This window comes from Algoriphagus sp. (genome assembly GCF_046296635.1).
Taxonomy (GTDB): domain Bacteria; phylum Bacteroidota; class Bacteroidia; order Cytophagales; family Cyclobacteriaceae; genus Algoriphagus.
Map to the genome: position 1 here is coordinate 53,997 of NZ_JBKBKZ010000020.1, position 20,841 is coordinate 74,837.

The window sequence follows — 20,841 nt, forward strand, 5'->3', positions numbered from 1 at the left end:
ATTTCACTATAAAAGTAAAACTCCATGAATTACTTTGCCGAACGCCTAAAAACAGCCCGCCTGATGAATGGACTTTCCCTACAGGGCTTGGCAGACAAGATCAAAAATCAGATCACCAAGCAATCTCTGAGCAAATACGAATTGGGGCATGTCATCCCCGACAGTGAGATGATCGGAATTCTTTCCGAAGCACTTGGAGTGCGTCCGGATTATTTTTTCTCATCACATGTTCTGGAAATGGATGTTCAGGAAAACCCAAAATTGAGGGTATTTCCCGCAAAGGAGCGAACCCGGATTGTAGAAATCGCTAAAGATGAACTGAGTAAATATCTGGAACTGGAACAGATTTTAGGAATCGAAACGAAGTTTGAGAATCCAATTCAGAACATTCCTATTCAATCACAAAAGGACATCGAACTAGCTGCTGAAACCCTGCGTAAGGAATGGGGCCTGGGAACTGGCGCCCTCTCCAATGTGATTGGGCTTTTGGAAGATCACCATGTAAAGGTTCTGGAAATTGATTCCACCGAAGAGTTTGATGGATTTTGCACTTGGGTAAATGGTAAAAACATTCCCCTGATTGTTCTCAATAAAGCCAAGTTGAGTGAGGTTCCAGATCGAAAGCGTTTTAACGCATTGCATGAGTTGGCGCATTTGCTTTTAGATGTCAATCACCTTCTTGAAAAAGAAAAAGAGAAGTTTTGCCATGCCTTTGCCACCGCAATGCTTATCCCAAGGGAGACCTTAAAAAAGGAGCTTGGAGGAAATCGGAGTAAGCTTTCATTTCAGGAATTAGCCGCTATCAAGCAACAATACGGGATTTCCATGCAAGCCATCGTTTACCGTGCAAAGGATCTTCAGTTGATTTCGGAGAATTATCTCAAGCAATTCTATATTGTTTTCAATCAATTAGGCTAACGGCAGCAAGAACCGGTAGACTATATAGGCGAAGAGCATTCCAATCGCTTTTCCCAGCTTTTGTTTAGGGCCTTGGCAGAAGAGTTCATATCCATCAGCAAGGCAGCATCCCTGAAAAATCAAAAGTTGGCAGAATTCAGAAAGGAAAACTTGGTGATGTAAGGACAGAGTGTTTTAACCTTGAAAAATTAGATCAGCTAAATCAAAGAGGTACGATTCAAAGGTTAAAATCTATATTTTGGCCAATTTTGAAAAAATGACATTTAATGTCAAAACCGACTTTTTTCCAAATTCCTTCAATAAAATCGAAACTTTTGAAGTTATTTTGATGTAAATACCGCAAAAGGAGTAAATTTAACTAACCCAATCTAAAAGCTATGGCACTGATTACTAGAATCCTAAAGGAGGCTAAGAGCGTATTAGCTACTTATTTTTTCTCGCAAGAGCAGCTTCTTAGCTCTGACATTCAGGAAATCCTTGAAAACCCAGAAGACCGCAAAAAATACTTCGATGCAATTGACCAGTTGAAAAATGCTGAAAAGGATATCAAGGAAGTGGATTTGGAGCTATCTAATCACAAAAAAATTACGTTAAGCCTCAACCATTAATCTATGGATGCCAGTATTACCATTGTAACCATAGCGTACATTGTAATTCTGGTAGTACCTGGCGTATTTTTTAAGCGTTTCTATTTTCAGGGTCCTTTTTCCCAACAGTTTCAATCGGGACAATTTGCGGACCGATTTGTCACTAGCCTCTTTTGGGGTATGATCACCCAAGTGATCACTTTTTACCTTTTTATCAACACTTTTAATGTCGATTCAAAAAGCATCTTTGAATTATTAACAAGAACCCACGGAGAGTTAAATGAAAATAAGGTTCCAATCTTAGAACTTTCAGACTTAACGAATTTTCTGTACTATTTTATCTGTTCTGTCATTGTAGCGGTAATTCTTGGTCATCTATGCCACAAATTTGTACGGATAACTAAGTTGGATATTTATACAGAAGTCCTTCGTTTTTCAAATAAATGGCATTATTACTTTTCTGGAGAAATCCTTAAGACTAGAGAATTTCAAAATAATATTCCGCTGTCGGGAAAAGTTGAAGCCACCCTTGTCGATATTTTAGTTAAATATGGGGATGGGGACGATAGATTGTTCTCTGGAAACTTAGTACAATTTACCATTTCTCAAGACGGGAATTTAGAAACCATATACTTGGCCGGAACCCGGAGGTATAGTGATTCAAATGGTAAAAATATTCCGGCGAAAGAAATTCCAGGAGATTGTTTCATTATCCCATATCAGAATGTATTAAACATGAATGTTCAGTACATTATTTCAAAAGACAAAGAACAAAAAAGAAAAGTTAAACTGCAGAGATGGAAATTCTCATTACTTCAAATTCTAATTTTCGTTTACCTTACTTTCGTAATATTCTATCCTTGGTTTACTTCTGTAAATTTCTTTTTCAAGATTCTAGCAAATTTCACATTGTTGCTTTCTTGGATAACAATGGCCATTGCAATAGGAAATTACCTTATACCGGATAAAAATTTCGGGATAAAGGGAATAATGGCATTAGTTTCCTTTACCCTATTCTTTCTATTTTTAGGTCTATGGATAGTCGACATAAATATTTTTCAAGAGATAGTTAATGTTATTGGAGTTTTAATTTCAAGATTTGATAGCAGATTATAATCAAAACTCTACTCTCTAATCAACTTCTCCAAATGGTCATTTCCCCTCTCAATTAACAAAATAAACCACCCCTATTTTAAAAATAACCTCATTCGCAGGGGCAAAAGAATATTTGATCTCGGGATTGAAACCCAAGGAGTCATTGATTTTCAACATCCCTCCTGCCCCCAAGGAAAATGAATTCACTGTTTGCCTTGGAAGGCCATCAAATTCCCTATTGAAAAAATAGGACCGGAATCCTGCTAAACCATAGAACTGTTTTTTCTTTTCGGTTAAATAATAGTGGGCATCAAGGTCTAAACTGCTTGCTTTTCCTGTTGCCGGAAGAAAAATAGTGTAGGAAGGCACAATTGAAAAGTAATGTGCAGGAAAATATTCTGCTGTAAAGTTCATCCCAAAAAAGCCATTTGAACCCTTCCATTCATAGGCATGGATCGCTCTCCACTGTCCTTTGTACTGGGCTTTAGCCAAAAAAGAAAACAAACACAGCACTAGGACCAAAACTATTTTCTTGCTCTTCATCTCCAATTTTTCAAAAGCTAAAATTTCGTGTTATTTCCTTTCGATTATTTCTGAAGTCAAATGTATACATGACATTCAATCGAATGATGTGTCTGTTTCGATACGTTCCCGGAGTATTGGTAGGTCCATAGGTCCACATATGGCCCCCGAAAAACATCATATTATTATATGTGTATCCAACCGCAGTATAGACCCTGTTCTCTTCCAAAATATTCCATTTGTTTCTGCCAGTCTCCATGAAAATTTCATTGGATGGGGCTATAAACAGCGTATTATTTTCCATTCTGGGCTTATTCAGGGGCAAGTAGGCAGTGATTTTGTATCGGAATCTATCCGTGTAATTGTAGTCGGCGCCGATGTTATTATCTCGCTTAAACCTGTGCTCGAATCTAAACTGATGCAGGATTTTTATTCTGCCAACACTTTGAGTAAACAGCCATTGATGCCAGAATCTAGGTTCCAAGACTGAGTTAGCAAATTCCGGATTGCCTGGATCAGGCGTGAAATTCCAAACTAAAGTGGGGCCAAATGTCACTTCAAAATTATCGGTAAACATATAAACCATCCCGAATCGGTTGTAGAACTGACTCATTCTTCCTACAAAATCAGAACGATTGTCAATGCTATTTCTCCTTCTGTAATGATTTTCCTGATACCACCACCAGCGATCTGAGAGACGGAACTTGAGGTAAAGTCCATTCCAGGATTCAGTCGTTGCCGGTAAATTGGTTTTTTCTGCTGGAATAGTGACCTGTTGGGCTTCCGTCAAATTTTGCATAAAAAACATCCCCGCAAGTATCAAGATTCCTGTTTTAAAAATCCTTCCCATATCCTTCTTCATACCAATCGATTACAGGCCTAACAGCGCCTCCAGTTTTAGCGGTGATTTTTCCCTGTTTAGCCTTTGCTCGAGTCTTCGGGTATCCTGACCTCTAAGTTCTATCATTTTTTTGTTAAGGTTTTGGGCTTTTTGTATCAAGGAATTAAGTTTATTATAATCCTTTGAATTCTTGATTTCATCGATATAATAATCATAAATGAGCTCATAGCTATTGAATAGCCTCTCTTGTACTCGTTGGTTATATCTTGTGTAGGTGAAAGGATTAAATATTTCCTCCTGATAAAGCGAATCCATTTTATCAAAATCATTATTCAAAGACTTGATCGAAGGAAGCAAATCTTCAGTCGTTGTCAATAAATTGAGTATCATTTCTGCATCTGCTTGTTTTTGGACAAATTCATTACCCGTGGCAAACTGAGTACGAAGTGCTCTCAGTTGATTGATTAGGATATTTTCTGAAATGCTTCCAATAATTGATGCTGATTTGGATTCTTGAACTGCCTCATCTGCATAAAGTGTTCTGACTTTTTCGGTGCGAGCTTCGATCTCCTGACTCATTTTCAGAAGTTCACTACTGTTTCGTTCTACTCTCAGCGCAATGTCGAATAAAGCGAAACGCTTATCCAGTTCATTTCTCTGATCTTTCAAAAATTCCTGTAGCCTTTGGATAAGCCTCGTACTCGCCTCTGCCGAAGAATAAGAAACCACCTGAGAAATTTCTTGCTCTTTGTAAACTGCCTGAATAGTATCAGGCTTTCCTATCCAGGCGAAATAATTTCTGTACAAAGATTCGAGATCTAAAAATTGAATTCTTTTAGACTCGATTTGACTAAAAAGATTTTTTAATTGCTCCAGTTTTTCGGCCTGCAATTGAAGGTATTTGTAGGCCAATACGGTTGAGTCTCCCTGATTTTTTAAAAGGTTAAGCGTACTTTCTCCCAGATATTCAGAAATTTTCTTGATGTTATCGCGATACTGAGAAGGCATTTCCTCGATAGACTTCTGATCTGCACGGCTTAACTCATATACAAACCGTTTGGTATGGATAGGGCTTCGAATTAGTTCTCCTTCGGGATTGATATAGGAGTCATCGTTTTTAAGCAGCTTCATTAGAAAACTTTCCAGAAATTGATTCCCTGCCATTTGGGCCAAATACTCATACCCGTCGTCAAGGAATCCATCTCTGTACATCATCTCAAACATTTCGTCAGCTATTCTAAACCCATTTTGGGTTCCGTTTTCAAGCTTTTTGAGTTTATCAATGGTATCATAGAAAATAACTTCTTCGATCAGTTCGTCATTTTGGATATCTCTCTTAACCAAACCAAGCAAAAACCCGCGTTCATAATTTCTGATTTCACTGATCAATTTTCCTTCGGACTCATATACCATGGTCAACTCTCCATGAATAATTCCTCCTTCGGATAATTTTGCCCGAAAAAATTCAGTATTATCACCTTTGAAAGTCTTATACTGCAAGTCTTGCACTAGATTTCCCTGATTGAAAAATATCGCATCCGACTGTGCAGCTTTTTTCAACTTACCCTCTTCGAAGTTATTTTCTTCAATGGTCCATTTCCCATGTGGCAATCCAGATTGGTAGTTGGCTAAAATCTTTACTTGTTGACTTACTAATCTGGAAATTACCTTAAAATCAACGACTTCATCCAGAGTGACTTGGTGATGTTCATCTAAATATGTCCATTGGCCTACCTTTTTGTTAAGTTCAAACCTCCCAGTTACAGCCTTCCGTTCAAAATTATTTTCTGAATACGAACCCTTGGTAGAAGATTCAAATTTGAATTCACCTTGTAAAATTGACTCATTAGAAGGATTGAGCTGATAGTTGAAGACTGCATCACCTTCGATACCATTAAACTTATAGGCTCCTCGATAAGATTTGAGGTCTTGAGCTGTCACCAATTGACTAATCAGGAGAAGAGCGACTGACAAAACAAAGCTTTTCATGTGGTTATAATTTGATTTTTAAAGGCCATACCTGCCTGCCGGCAGGCAGGTGGAATCTTCGCATGAATTATAACCATACCTCTGTGCGTCGCTTTGGGTCATGCTTGATTTCATATCCCAAATTTAAATTAAAAAATTGACCAAATAAAATTTGGTTGTTATTAGTAATGCATTTAAAACTGATTCTTCAAAATTATTCGCAAAAATATAGCGTTTTCATTTTCAAAAGATCAACGAAAAGTGAATTTAGTATAATTTGCGAAAAAGAATTAAAATTCCCTTTCCCTCTCTAGATTGTTTTTCCTATCCCAATTATTGGTTAAAATTAACTCTGAGCAATCACTAATTCACTTTACTCTCTATCATACCTCCATGGTCTTCCACTTCCCTCTTTTGAAAAAATAGAGCGAAACCAAAGCATGAAAGGAATGGCAGAATGCAATAGCAATGAATATCCCCAGGTATTTCAAGCCCATCGGAAAAGCAAGAAAGTAGGCCAATGGTACTTCCATAGCCAATAGTACCCCTGTATTAATCCATGCCGGAGTTTTGGTATCACCTGCACCATTGAATGCCTGAGTCAGGACCATCCCAACAGCAAAAAACACATAACCTATCGATATCACCCAAAGCCCCTGCGCAGCTATATCACGTACCTCAGGAATATCTGTGAAAAACCCTGCAAGCTGCTGATTGAATAGCAAATAGATACCGGTCACGGAAGCCATGAAAATCACATTGTAGCGCGTAGTCAGCCAAACCGCTTTTTCGGCACGATCGACTTCCTTCGCACCAAGATTTTGTCCTACCAAAGTAGCCGCAGCACCGGATAGTCCCCATGCGGGTAAGATGGTAAATATTAACACTCGAAAAGCAATCGTATACCCTGCCAAAGCCGCTGAACCAAACTCTGCATTCATTCGGGTCAATGCGACCCATGAAATGGAATCAATTAGAAACTGTCCCATTCCTCCTAGGGAAAGGTCAATGATCTTTTTAATGGTTTCCCATTTTACCAAGAGGTTTCGTCGAAGGATTTTCAGCTTATGCTTGCCATTGAAAAGATGGTAAAACTGATAAATAACTCCAATGCTTCTTCCAAGGGTCGTGGCAATCGCCGCCCCGTCCAACCCAAAGCCAGACCACGATCCAATCCCGAAAATCAATAGCGGATCCAAAATGATATTAAGCCCATTAGCTATCCAAAGTGATCGCATAGCCAAGTGAGCTTGACCCGCTCCGCGGAAAGCACCATTGATCAAGAAAAGCATCATGATTGCTGTATTTCCTGCAAAAACGATTCTTGCATAGTTCTTCCCAGACTGCACCACGGCTTCTTCGGCACCCATTACACGAAGTAAGTCTTCGGCAAAAAACCACCCCCCAACACCGAGAAAAATTGAAATAATCAATCCAACGAGCAAGAGTTGGAATGTAGCTGTACCGGCTTCTTCGTATTCTTTTTCTCCAAAACGTCTTGCGATCAAAGCTGTACCAGCCATACTTATACCAAAACCGATTGCATAAGTCAAAACAATGACGGATTCGGTCAGACCAACCGTGGCTATGGCATGCTCACCAAGCTTAGCGACAAAGAAAATATCGACCACCGCAAATGCTGACTCCATCATCATCTCCAAGATCATGGGAATCGCCAAAACAAAGATTGCTGTCTTCAATGGAAGACTGGTAAAATCCTGCTCTTTTCCGAGAATTGCGTCTTTGATGAGTTGCCAGGTCATTGGATTGAAAAAAGGAGGATTGGAAAATTTATCGTGTTGAGCGATCCTGGGACTTCATTTTCAAAATTATTTGAGCACAAAAAAACAAAAAAAACCGCGATTTGCGGTTTTTTTTAAGAGTATGATTTTATAATTTTCTGATTATCCGCTTCTTTGCCAGTAGATCAAAATGGCCTCGACTTCGCTCGGCCACCGGATTTCAGGTTAATTAAAGGAGGGGAGGAATATGCGGCTGCGCCGCATATTCCTCCCCTCCCCCAAAAACAAAGCGCACGGACACCGAGCGAAGTCGAGGTGCAACTTTATAAAATTAGGCTAGTGGCAGAATTGCGGATATTCATATAAAATTTTTAAGACGACTATTCCTGCTTGATTCCCAATTTCTCCATGTGTGCTTCTTTTATCTTCCGACGTAGAATTTTTCCCACATTGGACTTTGGAAGCTCATCAATGAAATATACTTCCTTTGGTACCTTGTAATTCGTCAGCGAATTTTTGCAGTGTCCAATGATCTTTTCAGCCGATACTTCGTCTTCTTTTTTGACCACATATGCAACCACCTTTTCGGTTGACTTTGGGTCCGGCATTCCAATTACTCCTACTTCCAAGACTCCCGGGCAGGATGCGATTACATCTTCCACTTCATTTGGATAGACATTGAAGCCTGATACCAAGATCATTTCTTTCTTTCGATCTACGATTTTAAAGAAACCATCACTATCCATGACACCGATGTCGCCTGATTTAAACCATTCTCCGTGCATTACATTGGCGGTTTCCTCAGGTCTATTCCAGTATCCTTTCATTACTTGAGGACCTTTGATGTATATTTCTCCACGCTCTCCAACTGGTAATGGATTACCTGCGTCATCAGCGATCATAATTTCCGTATTGGGCAGTGGAACACCGATTGTTCCGATTCGCTGGCTCCCATCGATTCCATTACATGAGGCTACAGGAGAAGTTTCCGTTAATCCATAACCTTCTGCCAAGGGAACTCCGGTAACTGATTTCCACTTTTCAGCCGTTGCTTTTTGCACTGCCATTCCTCCGCCTACTGCAATTTTCAAAGCCGAAAAGTCAAGTGCCTTGAAAGCTTCTTGATTAAGCAAACCATTGAATAAAGTATTCACACCTGTGATCACAGTGAACTTCTTTTTAGCTAAATCACCAATGAAACCCTTCATGTCTCTTGGATTGGTAATCAAAACATTATGAGCACCAATTTTAAACATTGCAAGGCAATTCACAGTCAGGGCAAAAATATGATAAAGCGGCAAAGCCGTGATTACAATTTCTTCCCGCTCTTTCAATTTTGGTTTCATCCAAGCTGAAATTTGCTGCATGTTGGCCACAATATTTCCATGGGTCAACTCCGCTCCTTTACTCACTCCTGTTGTTCCTCCTGTATATTGAAGAAAGGCGGGTTCAGCTAAACTCATCTTCACCGGCTTAAAAGTATATGAACCACCTTTTGCAAGTGTTGATTTAAAAGAAACAGATCCCGGAATTGAAAAAGCAGGAACCATCTTTTTGACATGCTTTACGACCACATTAACAATGAAGCCTTTCAAACCGCCCAAGAGATCACCCAATTCAGTGGTAATGATATGTTTCGCCTGAATTTCAGATCTGATTTTCTCCAGATTTGAGGCAAAATTCTCTACGATCACAATCACATCTGCCCCAGAATCATTGAATTGGTGCTTCATCTCTGATGGTGTGTAAAGCGGATTGGTATTGACAACGACCATTCCTGCACGAAGGGCTCCAAACATGGCAACAGGATATTGAAGGATATTGGGCATTTGGATCGCAACTCTTGACCCCTTTTCCAATTTCAATCCTTGTGTCAAATAATTGGCAAACTGTGCACTTAGCTTATCCAATTCCGAGAATGACATGGTTTTCCCCATGCATTCAAAAGCTACTGCCGAACCAAATTTTTTGACACTTTCATCAAAGAGATCAACAATGCTGGAGTAAGCTTCATAGTTTACTTCTTTTTCAACTGCTGCAGGATAATGCTTATGCCATGGATGATTAGTCATATCAGAGGTTTTTTTGGGTAAATAAGTCCTGAATACAATAACTTAAAATATTTGGCCTTAGCCAAAATTTTTCTTTCTACTGAAGAATTTTTCTAGCAATCAATTCTTTCATGATTTCATTGGTTCCTGCATAGATCCGTTGTACGCGGGCATCCGCATAAGCCCTTGCCACCCCATACTCCCACATGTAACCATATCCACCATGTAGTTGGACGCATTCATCAGCCACTTTGCATTGAAGCTCAGTCATATTATACTTGGCGGCAGATGCCATTGCAGGATCGAGTTTTCCATCGTTATGAAGCAAAACCAAATAATCACAATAGATCCTACCCTGTTCCAAAGCGGCCGTCATTTCTGCCAGTTTGAATCGGGTATTTTGAAAATCCGAAATATGCTTACCAAATGCTTTACGCTGTTTGACGTAGTCGATCGTAGCCTGAAGCATATATTCTCCTAATGCAACTGCCGCTAGCGCTACTACCAATCGCTCCTGTGCAAGTTCAGTCATCAAATATTTAAACCCCTCACCTACTTTTCCAAGGAGATTTTCCTTTGGAACTTTGACATCTTCGAAGAAGAGTTCGCAAGTGTCTTGGGCATGAAGGCCAACTTTTTCAAAAGGAACACCTTTGGTAAATCCAGGCATGTCTTTATCAATCACGAAAAGGCTGATTCCTTTGGCACCTTTCCCGGGATCAGTTTTAACGGCTATTACCACCACATCTGACAAAAATCCATTGGTGATAAATGTCTTGGATCCATTGACTAGGTAAAAGTCTCCGTGATCCACTGCGGTAGTTCGCATTCCCTGAAGATCTGATCCTGCACCGGGTTCAGTCATGGCAATGGCACCGATATATTCACCCGTAACCATTTTAGGCACGTATTTCATTTTGGCCTCCTCGGTACCGTAGTGCAGAATATAAGGCATCACAATATCCGAATGGAGTGGAAATCCAATTGCCGGTCCTGAGCAACCACTCAAGCCAAGCTCCTCAATCAGGATGGCATTGTACCTGAAATCCTTGATATTCATGCCTCCTAAGTTTTCGGGAGCTTGAATTCCCAAAAAGCCATTTTCACCTAGCTTTAGCCAAGCATCCCGAGACACCATCTTCTGCTTTTCCCACTCTGCATTGAAGGGAGAAATTTCTTTCGCAATGAAAGCCTTGACACTTTCTCGAAAAAGGTCGTGCTCCTGATTAAAAAGTGATCTGTATAGTCCGAACATATTTGGGTTTAGTTTTTATATGAGCAAAATTAGGAAATTTGGCGAGTTTGTATTTTCCATCCATCAGACAAAACTGTCAAAGTTGAAATAGTGTTGATTTTTCACTTTGAATTTTTGATATGTAGAAAAAATAAAAGCTCCGAATCTTTCGATCCGGAGCTTTTCTACAACAGGTTGGTTTTGATTATTCAAAGTAGATCGACTTCGTTCTACCTTTTGAGTCCTTTAGATAAATATAAACATCTTCAGGGGAAACACCTTTCAGTTTATAGTTTTTTCTAAATCCCTCTGCCTCAGTAATTTCTTCACGATGGATAGACTTGTTTGTGTCCTTTGAAAAAATCTCCACTTTTACTCCAGGCTCGTCTAGACCAATAACTACCAGACCGAGGGTGTTGTCATCCATGATTTTACCATATGCCATCAATGGAAGTTCCTCCGCAGGTTGTGGTTTATCAAAAGTGGCCACTGTATAAACCACTTCTTCTTCATCTGTCGAGATCTTTACTTGGTATTCTCCGCAAGGAAGACCACTAAGATTGTATGGAAGGATTATATCTCCTTCACCGACCTTTACTTTTTTCTGGTGGAGTCTTTTTCCAGACATGTCATATAGCGTAACTTTTGCTTCTCCCACTCCCCCTTTAAGAAGGACGTTTACTTTTTTGAAGTTTGCCTTTACGTTTGATAGTGCCATCAAATCTTCGGCTGCTGATGACGCAAGGCTGCTAAAAGATAATGCGCCTGCAAGTGCTAATGTGAATAAGGTTTTCATAAATGTGTTGGTTTAGTGTTGTGCTTCTCCTTATGCGAAGTACATACCAACCCATTTTGGCACACTTGAATGGCTTCAAATCGGGCATGAAAAATCAGGCATTTTTTATTCAATTTCTTTTTCAAAACATCCTCAAGGACACAATTCGATAATTTAAACTTGGTCGATTCTGGGATTTTCGTGTTTTTCTGTCACATGATCGGACAGATTTTGCTGTTTTAGTCAAAAACTCAGGTTACACCTTATTGTGGCTTGTTAAGGAAAATTAATTTTAAAAAATTTCTAAGTGGTTGAAAATAAATTATTTGAAAACAAAAAACCTGTACGCTTTCGAACAGGCTTTGTCCGCTGGGACACAGTATTTTTGATAAAAGTCAAATCTTAAAACGCATATCCAAAACCAACTCCAGCGAATAGTGGCCAAAATCCATTGTTGTTGAAGATTGGAGTCAAGTTAACTCTCCAGGTAAAACCTCCATCTACAGGAACTCGCCGATAACCAATATTCAATGTCCCCATTACACTGGGTGATCCGTCGACTGGGAGAATAAAAGAGTAGTTGTTTTCATAATTGACATAAGAATTACAGACATAATTTCCATTGGAGTCGTAATACCAACTACTACAATACGAATTATCAAATCTATTCTCTTTATATGTGAAGAACGTCATCCCCATCCCCATTTCGAAATAATGTGGTCCATTACCGTAAAGCTTATTCACCATTACGGGTAATGAAAAAAAGGAACTATTTTCAATAGAATAGCCTCCGGCACCGACTCGCATTCCCCAAGAGTCCATCCGCTCCTTATCAAATCGGAAATCGTAATTGAAACTGTATGGAAGCCCTGCTCCTCCAAGTTCCAAGAAAATTGAACGTGTAGGAAGTGCGTCTTGAGCTTTCAATGCGAACGACAAGGAAAATAAAAGGAGAACTGTGATTACTTTTTGCATGATGTAAATTTAATTGAAATCTTAGTGTTATGACGGACAGAAAAGACAAAAGTGCTACACTGATTATTAAGAATTAATCAACTTCAGTCAAATCTCTGTTTCTATCGATAGAATGTTTATTTTTAAACTATGTTTTGGATTGAACTTTTCAGGAAATTAGGAATTAAAAAGTTTGGCTTGACCCTTGGGCTTTGCTTGGGATATCTTTTGATTTTAATAACCTCTGCCTGTATTGACAGCGAGGATTCAGAATATTTAGAAGGATGTCCAAGACCTAAAGAAGCGGATGCAACGGGCATCAAACAAGTATTCTTTAGCCCATATAAACAACAACGCTACGCATCAGCCTCAGATACAGTCAATTTTTCAGAATTCAGATTTAATTTTGAACTTGAAATTAAAGTAAAAGAAAATCAAAATTCAGGTTCGCTGCCCGGACAAGCTTTTGCATTAAGCTGTATTCAGATTTATAATGTGAGAAATATCTCAAATATCACCGTAATTCTTACCGCGCCTTTTGCTGGCTTGCCAATCGGTACTGATATTTCTTATTTACTCATCACTCCTGAGGAAAAACCACTTTCCCAACTCCGGCAATTTGAAAATATATCCGTGTACTTCGGGTCAAGATTAAACCTGACACCACCAAATTATTCCCAGCTAAAGACCCGAACTTTCCTTTTTTTAAAAAACGGAACGCAAACCTTTGTTGACTCTACCTCACCCTTTCTCAAAACCAACTAATTATCATGCTTCGCAAAATCTTCCTGGGCTTATTTGCCACAGCAATGGTCTTGGTCATTGTTTACATGCTTGGCCCAAAAGCAAAAAGACAAGATTTAGTCATTCAATTTCCTGAGGTTCCTTCAAGGCTATCCGAACTTAGCAAATACGTCAGAACACGGGAGGACACCGTCATCGGACTAAAATCAGGAAATGAGGCTTACATCCAATGGGCAGACAGCAGCAATAAGGCCAAAACTCCCTATTCAATCGTCTACATCCATGGATTTGGAGCGAGTCCCATGGAAGGAGATCCGGTTCATCGTTTTTTGGCAAGCCACTTTGGAGCAAACCTGTTCGTAACCCGACTACCTGAGCATGGAATTAAGCGAGAAAATGGAATGGAATACATGACTGCACAAAAACTCGCAGATGCGGCTGGTGAAGCCTATCAGATCGGCAAAAGCTTGGGTGATTCTGTAATCGTCGTTGGCACATCTATGGGTGGAGCATTGACCTTGTTATTAGCCAGTCAGCAGCCTGAGATCAAAGCTGTGGTCGTCTATTCACCAGCGATTCGGGATGGTGGTGAGCGATTGGAAGGATTTTTCAAGCCATGGACCAAGTTTATCATGGAAAAAACCATGATGGATAACAAAGTCATTCATCAAAATCGAGAAGGAGAAAAGAAAGCCTATTGGTCCGAAGACTATCATATCAATGGCTATGAAAGTCTAGCCACTTTGGTTTATAGTGAAATGAAACCCGAGACTTTTGCAAAAATCAAACAACCTCTTTTCTTAGGCTATTATTATAAGAGCGCCGAAGAACAGGATTTTGTAGTGTCAGTACCAAAAATGCTGGAAATGTATAGCCAACTTGGCACAGCTGCGGAATTGAAAAAAGAGCAGGCATTTCCAAAAGCCGGGGATCATGTCATTTCCTCCGAAATTACCTCTAAGGATTGGGAGGGCGTTTTGTTTTCTACGATTGATTTTCTTGAAAAAGTGGCAAAAGTTCCAGCCAAGTCAGCCTACCAAAACCAAATCGATGAACTGATCCAAACGAAGGGAGTGATGGAGGGAAATCGGTAGTATTTTTCATTCCTCAACTTTTTGCTATTACTGAATTTGTGTATCCGTAATCCTTCACGTTCCCAATTAAAAAGATGAGTTTCTTTTGAAATAATGTTGAAGCGTCCATAGGGGTAAATAGGTTTTGAATTGTCTTATTTTTAAACCTGAAATATTCACTGCCAATTATCTTGTGGTCTTTGTTCGATTGAGCCTGACAAACTCCGCTTAAACTTGCTGTTTTCTCCTGATAACAATAGTGAATATCGCAGCAATACAAGGACTTAGCCTATTTTATGCCTAAACCTAAAGTCGAATACAAATTAAAAAGAAACCAAAATCCTATCTTGCATCGAAAGCATAATCTTAACCATGCAGGAGTCTGATCAACTGGTTTTTTTAGCGATACAATCTGGCCAAACTCCAGCCTTTGAAATGCTTTTCAAAACTTACTATCAGCCGCTTTGCCGATATGCCAATAGCTACTTAAAGGATCCTGCCGGGGCTGAAGAGATCGTGCAAGCTGCATTCATCGGGCTTTGGGAAAAGCGAAAAACTATTTCCATCGAGACTTCCCTGAAATCCTACTTGTACCGTGCAATCCGAAATTCATGCTTGAACGAATTGAAACACGAGCAGGTGAAGCAAAAGTATTTTGCCAATGAAATCCTTAAAGGTGAGGCTCAATCCCAACCCGCAGATCACTTGGCAATCCATGTGGAACTCGAAGAAAAAATTCGAGAAGCAATTCAGACACTTCCAGATCAGTGCAGATTAATATTTAGGATGAGTCGTTTTGAGGAATTAAAATATCAGGAAATCGCAAATCAGTTGAACTTGTCTGTGAAAACTGTAGAAAACCAAATGGGTAAAGCACTGAAAATCATGCGTGTCCAGTTGAAAGAATATTTGCCCCTATTGGCAATTTTAATGAGAAACTTGTTGGATTTATGAAGTGGGAAGCGGAAAATATTGAAGACTTGATAGCCAAATTCATCGTCGGGGAAGCTTCGGAAGTAGAAATCCGAGAATTGAACGAATGGTGTTCCCTTTCTCCAGAAAACCAAAAGTATTTGGATGACTCAGTATTTATTTATGAAAATGCTCAATTACCAGATCAGCAAGATTTTGATGGAGAAAAAGCATGGGATAAAGTTAAAAGTGAAATTTCTAAAAAAAACGAAAGAACCCGACTCTTGATTCCTGCCTGGGGAATCGCAGCAAGTTTGTTATTAGTTTTGGCTTTTTCATTCCTCTTTTACCGACAATACTCCAAATCTGAAGAGTTTCAGTTTGTAAGTGAAAACCAAGTTTTGACTCAAACCCTCCCCGATCAGACTGAGGTTTCCCTTAACCAAAACTCCACTGTCAAAGTGGAGTACAATGAGCGGAAAAAAACTGGTGTAATACATGTTTCAGGAGAGGTTTTAATCAATATTCCGGAGTCCAAAAAAGTGGAATGGAGGGTGCAAACTGCAAATCTATTAATCCAGGATATCGGGACAATTTTTAATGTGAAAGCCTTTCCCAAAAGCGAAACCGTGGAAGTTACTGTGCAAGAAGGAATAGTGAAATTTTACTCGCAAAGTCAAGAAGGCATAATCCTTCAGGCTGGCGAAAAAGGAATCTATGACAAATCAACGAATACATTTTTCAAAGCGGAAGCAGATCCAAATGTCACGGCTTACAAAACCCGGAATTTCTCATTTTATGAGCAGGAACTTCAGCTTGTAATTGATCAATTGAGTCAAATATATGGCAGGAAGATAAATCTCGATGGTAACATTGGCCAATGTAAATTGACTGTGGATTTTGAAAATGAGGAATTGGAAACTATCCTCTCTATCATCGGAGAAACCATGTCACTGGATATTACTTATGATTCAAATCAAATCCGGATCAGTGGTGAAGGATGTTTTTAAACTTTGGTCAATAACCAATCTATTTCCTAGGGCTCCTATCTGGAGAAAAGTCGGGATTCTTTTATGTTGTTCATACTTATTTTGTACTTGGCTAATCCCCCCAGCGAATGCACAGGATATTCCAGTTTTAGAAAGGAAAGTCACATTTTCTGCGAAAAATGAGCGGATTGACGGCGTCCTAAGGAGACTTTCCCAGGAAGCAAGATGTGTGTTTTCATACAGTTCTTCTGCGCTGGATGTCAGTAGGACTATTTCTAAAAGTTTTAAAGACCGGCCTCTCAGGGAAGTATTGGAGGTGATTTTTGAAGGAGAAGTTCAGATTAAAGAAAAAGGCGTTTATGTGATTCTAACGCGAAAACCTCCCTCTCCCAAAGATGTTGTGGTCAGTGGCTATATAGTGGATGAGGCAGGTCAAGGGATTCGTGATGCAACCGTTTATGAGCCGATTTCATTGAAATCTTCTACTACAAATCAGTATGGTTACTTCCAGTTTGAGGTGAAAAATCCAGCAGAGGAAAATTTTGAATTAATTGTAAATAAAAAGGACTTTTCGGACACACTTTTGGTGGAGGAGAAATCCTCTTTCCAAAGAATTTTCTTGAAAGCTGATGATGTGAAATTTGACGAGTTTGGAAAAAACCTATCAAACTCAGCGAAGACTTTTTGGGCATGGACCAAAAAGTCTGTTGGCTTCACCAATCTTGAAAATGTGAAAGATACCATCCATCGGGATTTTCAGATTTCCTTTCTTCCTTTCATCGGTACCAATAGGAAGATATCAGGAAGCGTCATCAACGATTATTCAATCAATATATTGGGCGGATTTTCCGGAGGCACAACCAAGGCCGAACTGGGCGGATTGTTCAATATTAATAAAGGTGATGTGAAATCCGTCCAACTCGCAGGCGTGTTCAATCAAGTAGGTGGTAAAGTCAAGGGACTCCAAATGGCGGGTGTTATAAATGCGAACCTTGATTCTGTTGATGGTGCTCAGATTGCCAGCGTAGGCAATTTTACAACCGGGGAAGTAAAAGGCTTGCAAATGGCAGGTGTGCTCAACATCACCACGGCTAACCTTCAAGGAACTCAGCTAGCAGGTGTAGCCAACTTCACCAATCGGGATGTGCAGGGAGCACAAATTAGTAGTGTTTTGAATATTGGTCGAAATGTATTTGGTACACAAATCGGGTTGTTTAACTATTCAGATAGCATATCAGGAGTTCCATTCGGTTTGATTTCCTTTGTGCGAAAGGGCTATCACAAAGTCGAAATCGGCGCCAATGAAATGCTACCAATCAACATTTCTCTGCGAAGCGGTACAAGATCTTTTTACAATATGCTATTTGCCGGCGTCCGACCTGAACAAGCCGATTCTACAACTTGGGCATTTGGATATGGAGTAGGAACATCTCCTAGATTGGGGAAAAAGACTTTTCTCAATATCGAGTTAAGTGCTGAACAAATGAACAAAGGAAATGTCTTAGCTCTTAACGTGATCAATCGAGCCTACTTAGGTTTTGACTACCAGATATCTAAAGGATTTGGAATTTACGCGGGCCCCACTTTAAACTGGCGAGTTTACGATAGTTCCTACACTGATCATCCGGAATTATTCACTTACGCCAGTCCGAAAATTCGATCTGAAAAGACAATTCCAATCGATAATTTTGCCAGTCAGTTTTGGATTGGATTCAGAGGGGGAGTTAGGTTTTTTTAGAAGTGTAGGGTTGAAAGGTGGGAAAGTTGGAAGGTTGCAAAGTTTTGCCGGTTTGCTATCAGATTACAAATCGCAGTTTAAACCTTGCTTACTTTTCCCTCTGATCCATTTTCTCAATTTCCTTTTGCACTTCTGCGATCAGTTGTTGCTCGGTAGGCAAATACAATTGGTATTTGCTCGCTACGATGGATTTATTGTTTTCGGGCAAAGTGATCCTTACCACAGCATCGTTTTTATCTGCACAGAGCAAGATTCCTATTGTGGGGTTTTCAATTTCCTGTTTTTCGAAGCGATCGTAATAGTTGACATACATCTGCAACTGCCCAATATCCTGATGCGTCAGTTTGGAGGTTTTTATTTCTACCAATACAAAACACTGTAAAAGGCGGTTGTAAAAAACAAGGTCTATTGAAAATTCATCGCCTTCGATGTGGATGCGCTTTTGCCTGGCGACAAAAGAAAAACCATTTCCTATTTCTAACAGAAAATCCTGCAAATGGGTAATGATTGCGGTCTCTAAATCTTTTTCGTAGTATGCTGTTTCCCGTCTCAATCCCAGAAATTCCAGCACCATAGGATCTTTGATGATTTCTCTTGCCTCGCTAGGCACTTTTTCTTCCCTCGCTACTGCCAATACTTTCTGAACATCATTACTCATCAACAATCTTTCAAATAATTGACTGTTGATTTGTCTTTCCAGTTGTCGTCCTGTCCAATTATTTTTGGTTGCTTCTGCAATATAAAACTCCCTTTTTTCTGGGCTTTCGGCGCTAATAAGCAGTTTGTAATGTGTCCAACTGAATTGCGTCCGCAGTGCGGACGTAATTGGAAACTTTCGGTAGAATTGCCTATATCGTTCCAACTGCCTTACTGAAAACCCACTGCCAAATTGCGGCTGTAGCATTTTGGATAATGATTTTATGAGGAAGTCTCCATAGCCTGCCCTTTCCTTACCTTCCTGCTCCTCCTCAAAAATAACTTTTCCGATTTGCCAATACATCAGCACCCGCTCCGTGTCTACAGAGCGAATAGCCCGTTCCCTTGCCGAGGAAATTATACTTTGTATTTGGTTGATTAGTTCTTTTTTGAGCTCCATAACTTTTCTGTTATATCTATAAGCAAAATTTAAAAACCCTCCGACTAGTTGGTTCGATAGGCTTAAGGATTTGATTGTTGAGCCTTTGTTTTGTTGAAGACTTTTTCTCAAAACAGTATTTCTAAAATACAATTTTATGTAGTAAAGCCCGAGTTCAATGTCAGTATAAAAACTACATTTCTGAAAATTTGAAGCAAACTGTCAGAGAATTATCCCCGACTTTTTAATTCTTCTAAATTTTTTTCTCAATGAAATAGGGGTTGGAAACCTTTCGCTTGTCTTATGAGCGAAACTAATCCAAACCATGAAAAAGATAACGCAAATTTTCGCCATCATCCTGCTTTCCTCCTTCAATCCATTGGAGGCAATGAACTTTCAGACAGGGAGCGATAAGACCCTAGATGAAGCTCCTTTCAGTCAAACCGACAGCCTCAAAACCTCGGAAAAACCCAACGCTCTTCATTCTTTAGATCAAAAAATTAAAACCATCCAATTTGATCCTTTTGGCAAAAACTTAAAGGACACGACAACCGCCTCCTTTCAGTTTTCCTTTGTCCCTTTTGTAGGAACCAATGGTACAAACTCAGGAAATGTCGTCAATGACTATTCCTTCAATTGGCTCGGAGGCTATTCTGCCGGTACTAACAAACTGGAAATGGCGGGCCTTTTCAATATCAACCGTGGCGATATGCGAGGTGTGCAGATGGCTGGTTGGTTTAACCAAATCGGCGGAAAAGTAGAAGGAGTACAACTGGCAGGTCTTTTCAACTCCAATTTGGACTCCGTAAAAGGAGTCCAGTTGGCAGGATTGGCCAATTTCACCACAGGTTCAGTAGATGGGGTTCAAATGGCTGGTGTCGCAAATTTTTCTCCGAAAAAAGTAGAAGGCGTACAGCTTGCCGGAGTGATGAACTTTACCGCTGAAGATCTGAAAGGTTCACAGATCGCAGGAGTTTTAAATTTCGCTGGTAAAACCGTCAAAGGTTCTCAATCAGGGCTTGTTAACTACGCTAGAAAGGTCAACGGATTCCAATTGGGATTGATAAATTTTTCAGACAGCATCAGTGGCATTCCAGTCGGGTTTTTAAGTTTTGTGAAATCGGGATATCATACTGCAGAAATCAGTGTAAATGAGATCATGCCATTTAACCTAGCATTCAGAACTGGAAAGCGTGAGTTTTATAATATCGTTTTTGCTGGAATCAGGCCTGAGTGGGATAATCAAGTGACCTGGTCTTTTGGATACGGAGTAGGAACCTCTCCAAGACTGGGAAAGAAAACTTTCCTCAATATCGAAGTGAGCTCCGAACAGCTTAATCGAGGAAGAGTGGAAGCGCTCAATCTGGTCAATCGCCTTTATGTCGGGGGTGAATTCCAAGCTGCAAAAGGACTGGCAATCTTTGCCGGACCGACCTTGAATTTCCGGGTTTATGACACTTCATATTCCTTCCATCCAGACCTTTTCACCTACACCAAAACTTCTGTTCATAGTGACCGCTACCATCCTGAGGACTTAGGAAGTCAGTTTTGGTTGGGATTTAGAGCAGGTTTCCGATTTTTTTAAGGATGATTGGAAAGTTGGGGAAGTTTTAAGGTTGAAAA

Annotated in this window: 18 protein-coding genes; 9 read left to right on the forward strand and 9 right to left on the reverse strand. The window is 39.8% G+C overall.

Annotated features, from left to right (window positions below; translation table 11 throughout):
- Positions 1–24: 24 nt before the first annotated feature.
- From ACK4HU_RS14665 to ACK4HU_RS14675, 3 genes are all read left to right on the forward strand, one after another.
- Positions 25–918, forward strand: coding sequence for a helix-turn-helix domain-containing protein (locus ACK4HU_RS14665; protein ID WP_409807974.1), 894 nt, complete (start codon positions 25–27; stop codon positions 916–918).
- A 377-nt stretch (positions 919–1,295) separates the two neighbouring features.
- Positions 1,296–1,526 carry a hypothetical protein gene (locus tag ACK4HU_RS14670; protein ID WP_409807975.1) on the forward strand — a complete coding sequence of 77 codons (231 nt, stop codon included), beginning with the start codon at positions 1,296–1,298 and terminating at the stop codon, positions 1,524–1,526.
- Positions 1,527–1,529: 3 nt separating this feature from the next.
- Positions 1,530–2,621 carry a hypothetical protein gene (locus ACK4HU_RS14675; RefSeq protein WP_409807977.1) on the forward strand — a complete coding sequence of 364 codons (1,092 nt, stop codon included), beginning with the start codon at positions 1,530–1,532 and terminating at the stop codon, positions 2,619–2,621.
- Between the two features lie 48 nt (positions 2,622–2,669).
- Here the strand turns inward: ACK4HU_RS14675 and ACK4HU_RS14680 are convergent, their stop codons facing one another.
- The 8 genes from ACK4HU_RS14680 to ACK4HU_RS14715 all read right to left on the reverse strand — a co-directional run bounded on the left by ACK4HU_RS14680 (position 2,670) and on the right by ACK4HU_RS14715 (position 12,708).
- Complete coding sequence (locus ACK4HU_RS14680; protein WP_409807979.1) at positions 2,670–3,143, reverse strand: hypothetical protein; 474 nt, start codon at positions 3,141–3,143, stop codon at positions 2,670–2,672.
- Between the two features lie 10 nt (positions 3,144–3,153).
- Positions 3,154–3,984, reverse strand: a complete 831-nt coding sequence (locus tag ACK4HU_RS14685; protein WP_409807981.1) for a DUF2490 domain-containing protein — start codon at positions 3,982–3,984, stop codon at positions 3,154–3,156.
- Between the two features lie 9 nt (positions 3,985–3,993).
- Positions 3,994–5,952 carry a hypothetical protein gene (locus ACK4HU_RS14690; protein WP_409807983.1) on the reverse strand — a complete coding sequence of 653 codons (1,959 nt, stop codon included), beginning with the start codon at positions 5,950–5,952 and terminating at the stop codon, positions 3,994–3,996.
- Positions 5,953–6,314: 362 nt separating this feature from the next.
- A complete protein-coding gene (locus ACK4HU_RS14695) occupies positions 6,315–7,694 on the reverse strand; it encodes an MATE family efflux transporter (RefSeq protein WP_409807985.1) in 1,380 nt (459 codons plus the stop codon).
- A gap of 359 nt (positions 7,695–8,053) precedes the next feature.
- Positions 8,054–9,745 (reverse strand): AMP-binding protein, encoded by a 1,692-nt coding sequence (locus ACK4HU_RS14700; RefSeq protein WP_409807987.1) that lies wholly within the window; start codon positions 9,743–9,745, stop codon positions 8,054–8,056.
- Between the two features lie 76 nt (positions 9,746–9,821).
- A complete protein-coding gene (locus tag ACK4HU_RS14705; RefSeq protein WP_409807989.1) occupies positions 9,822–10,979 on the reverse strand; it encodes an acyl-CoA dehydrogenase family protein in 1,158 nt (385 codons plus the stop codon).
- A gap of 184 nt (positions 10,980–11,163) precedes the next feature.
- Positions 11,164–11,754: a hypothetical protein gene (locus ACK4HU_RS14710; protein ID WP_409807991.1), complete on the reverse strand. Its 591-nt coding sequence runs from the start codon at positions 11,752–11,754 to the stop codon at positions 11,164–11,166.
- Between the two features lie 381 nt (positions 11,755–12,135).
- Complete coding sequence (locus ACK4HU_RS14715; protein WP_409807992.1) at positions 12,136–12,708, reverse strand: hypothetical protein; 573 nt, start codon at positions 12,706–12,708, stop codon at positions 12,136–12,138.
- A 129-nt stretch (positions 12,709–12,837) separates the two neighbouring features.
- On the opposite strand from ACK4HU_RS14715, the gene ACK4HU_RS14720 reads away from it, so the two are divergent.
- The 5 genes from ACK4HU_RS14720 to ACK4HU_RS14740 all read left to right on the forward strand — a co-directional run bounded on the left by ACK4HU_RS14720 (position 12,838) and on the right by ACK4HU_RS14740 (position 18,143).
- The gene (locus ACK4HU_RS14720; protein ID WP_409807994.1) at positions 12,838–13,452 is read left to right on the forward strand and encodes a hypothetical protein; all 615 of its coding nucleotides are present in this window, start codon (positions 12,838–12,840) and stop codon (positions 13,450–13,452) included.
- A gap of 5 nt (positions 13,453–13,457) precedes the next feature.
- A complete protein-coding gene (locus tag ACK4HU_RS14725) occupies positions 13,458–14,525 on the forward strand; it encodes an alpha/beta hydrolase (protein WP_409807996.1) in 1,068 nt (355 codons plus the stop codon).
- 351 nt (positions 14,526–14,876) lie between these two features.
- Positions 14,877–15,458 carry an RNA polymerase sigma-70 factor gene (locus ACK4HU_RS14730; protein WP_409807997.1) on the forward strand — a complete coding sequence of 194 codons (582 nt, stop codon included), beginning with the start codon at positions 14,877–14,879 and terminating at the stop codon, positions 15,456–15,458.
- The gene (locus ACK4HU_RS14735; protein WP_409807999.1) at positions 15,455–16,426 is read left to right on the forward strand and encodes a FecR family protein; all 972 of its coding nucleotides are present in this window, start codon (positions 15,455–15,457) and stop codon (positions 16,424–16,426) included. Before ACK4HU_RS14730 ends, ACK4HU_RS14735 begins: the two co-directional genes overlap by 4 nt.
- On the forward strand, positions 16,383–18,143 hold the full coding sequence (locus tag ACK4HU_RS14740) for a hypothetical protein (RefSeq protein ID WP_409808000.1): 1,761 nt from the start codon (positions 16,383–16,385) through the stop codon (positions 18,141–18,143). Before ACK4HU_RS14735 ends, ACK4HU_RS14740 begins: the two co-directional genes overlap by 44 nt.
- An 88-nt stretch (positions 18,144–18,231) precedes the next feature.
- On the opposite strand, the gene ACK4HU_RS14745 is transcribed toward ACK4HU_RS14740, so the two are convergent.
- Positions 18,232–19,239: a YhcG family protein gene (locus ACK4HU_RS14745; RefSeq protein WP_409808002.1), complete on the reverse strand. Its 1,008-nt coding sequence runs from the start codon at positions 19,237–19,239 to the stop codon at positions 18,232–18,234.
- 304 nt (positions 19,240–19,543) lie between these two features.
- On the opposite strand from ACK4HU_RS14745, the gene ACK4HU_RS14750 reads away from it, so the two are divergent.
- Complete coding sequence (locus tag ACK4HU_RS14750) at positions 19,544–20,803, forward strand: hypothetical protein (protein WP_409808003.1); 1,260 nt, start codon at positions 19,544–19,546, stop codon at positions 20,801–20,803.
- Positions 20,804–20,841 lie beyond the last annotated feature (38 nt).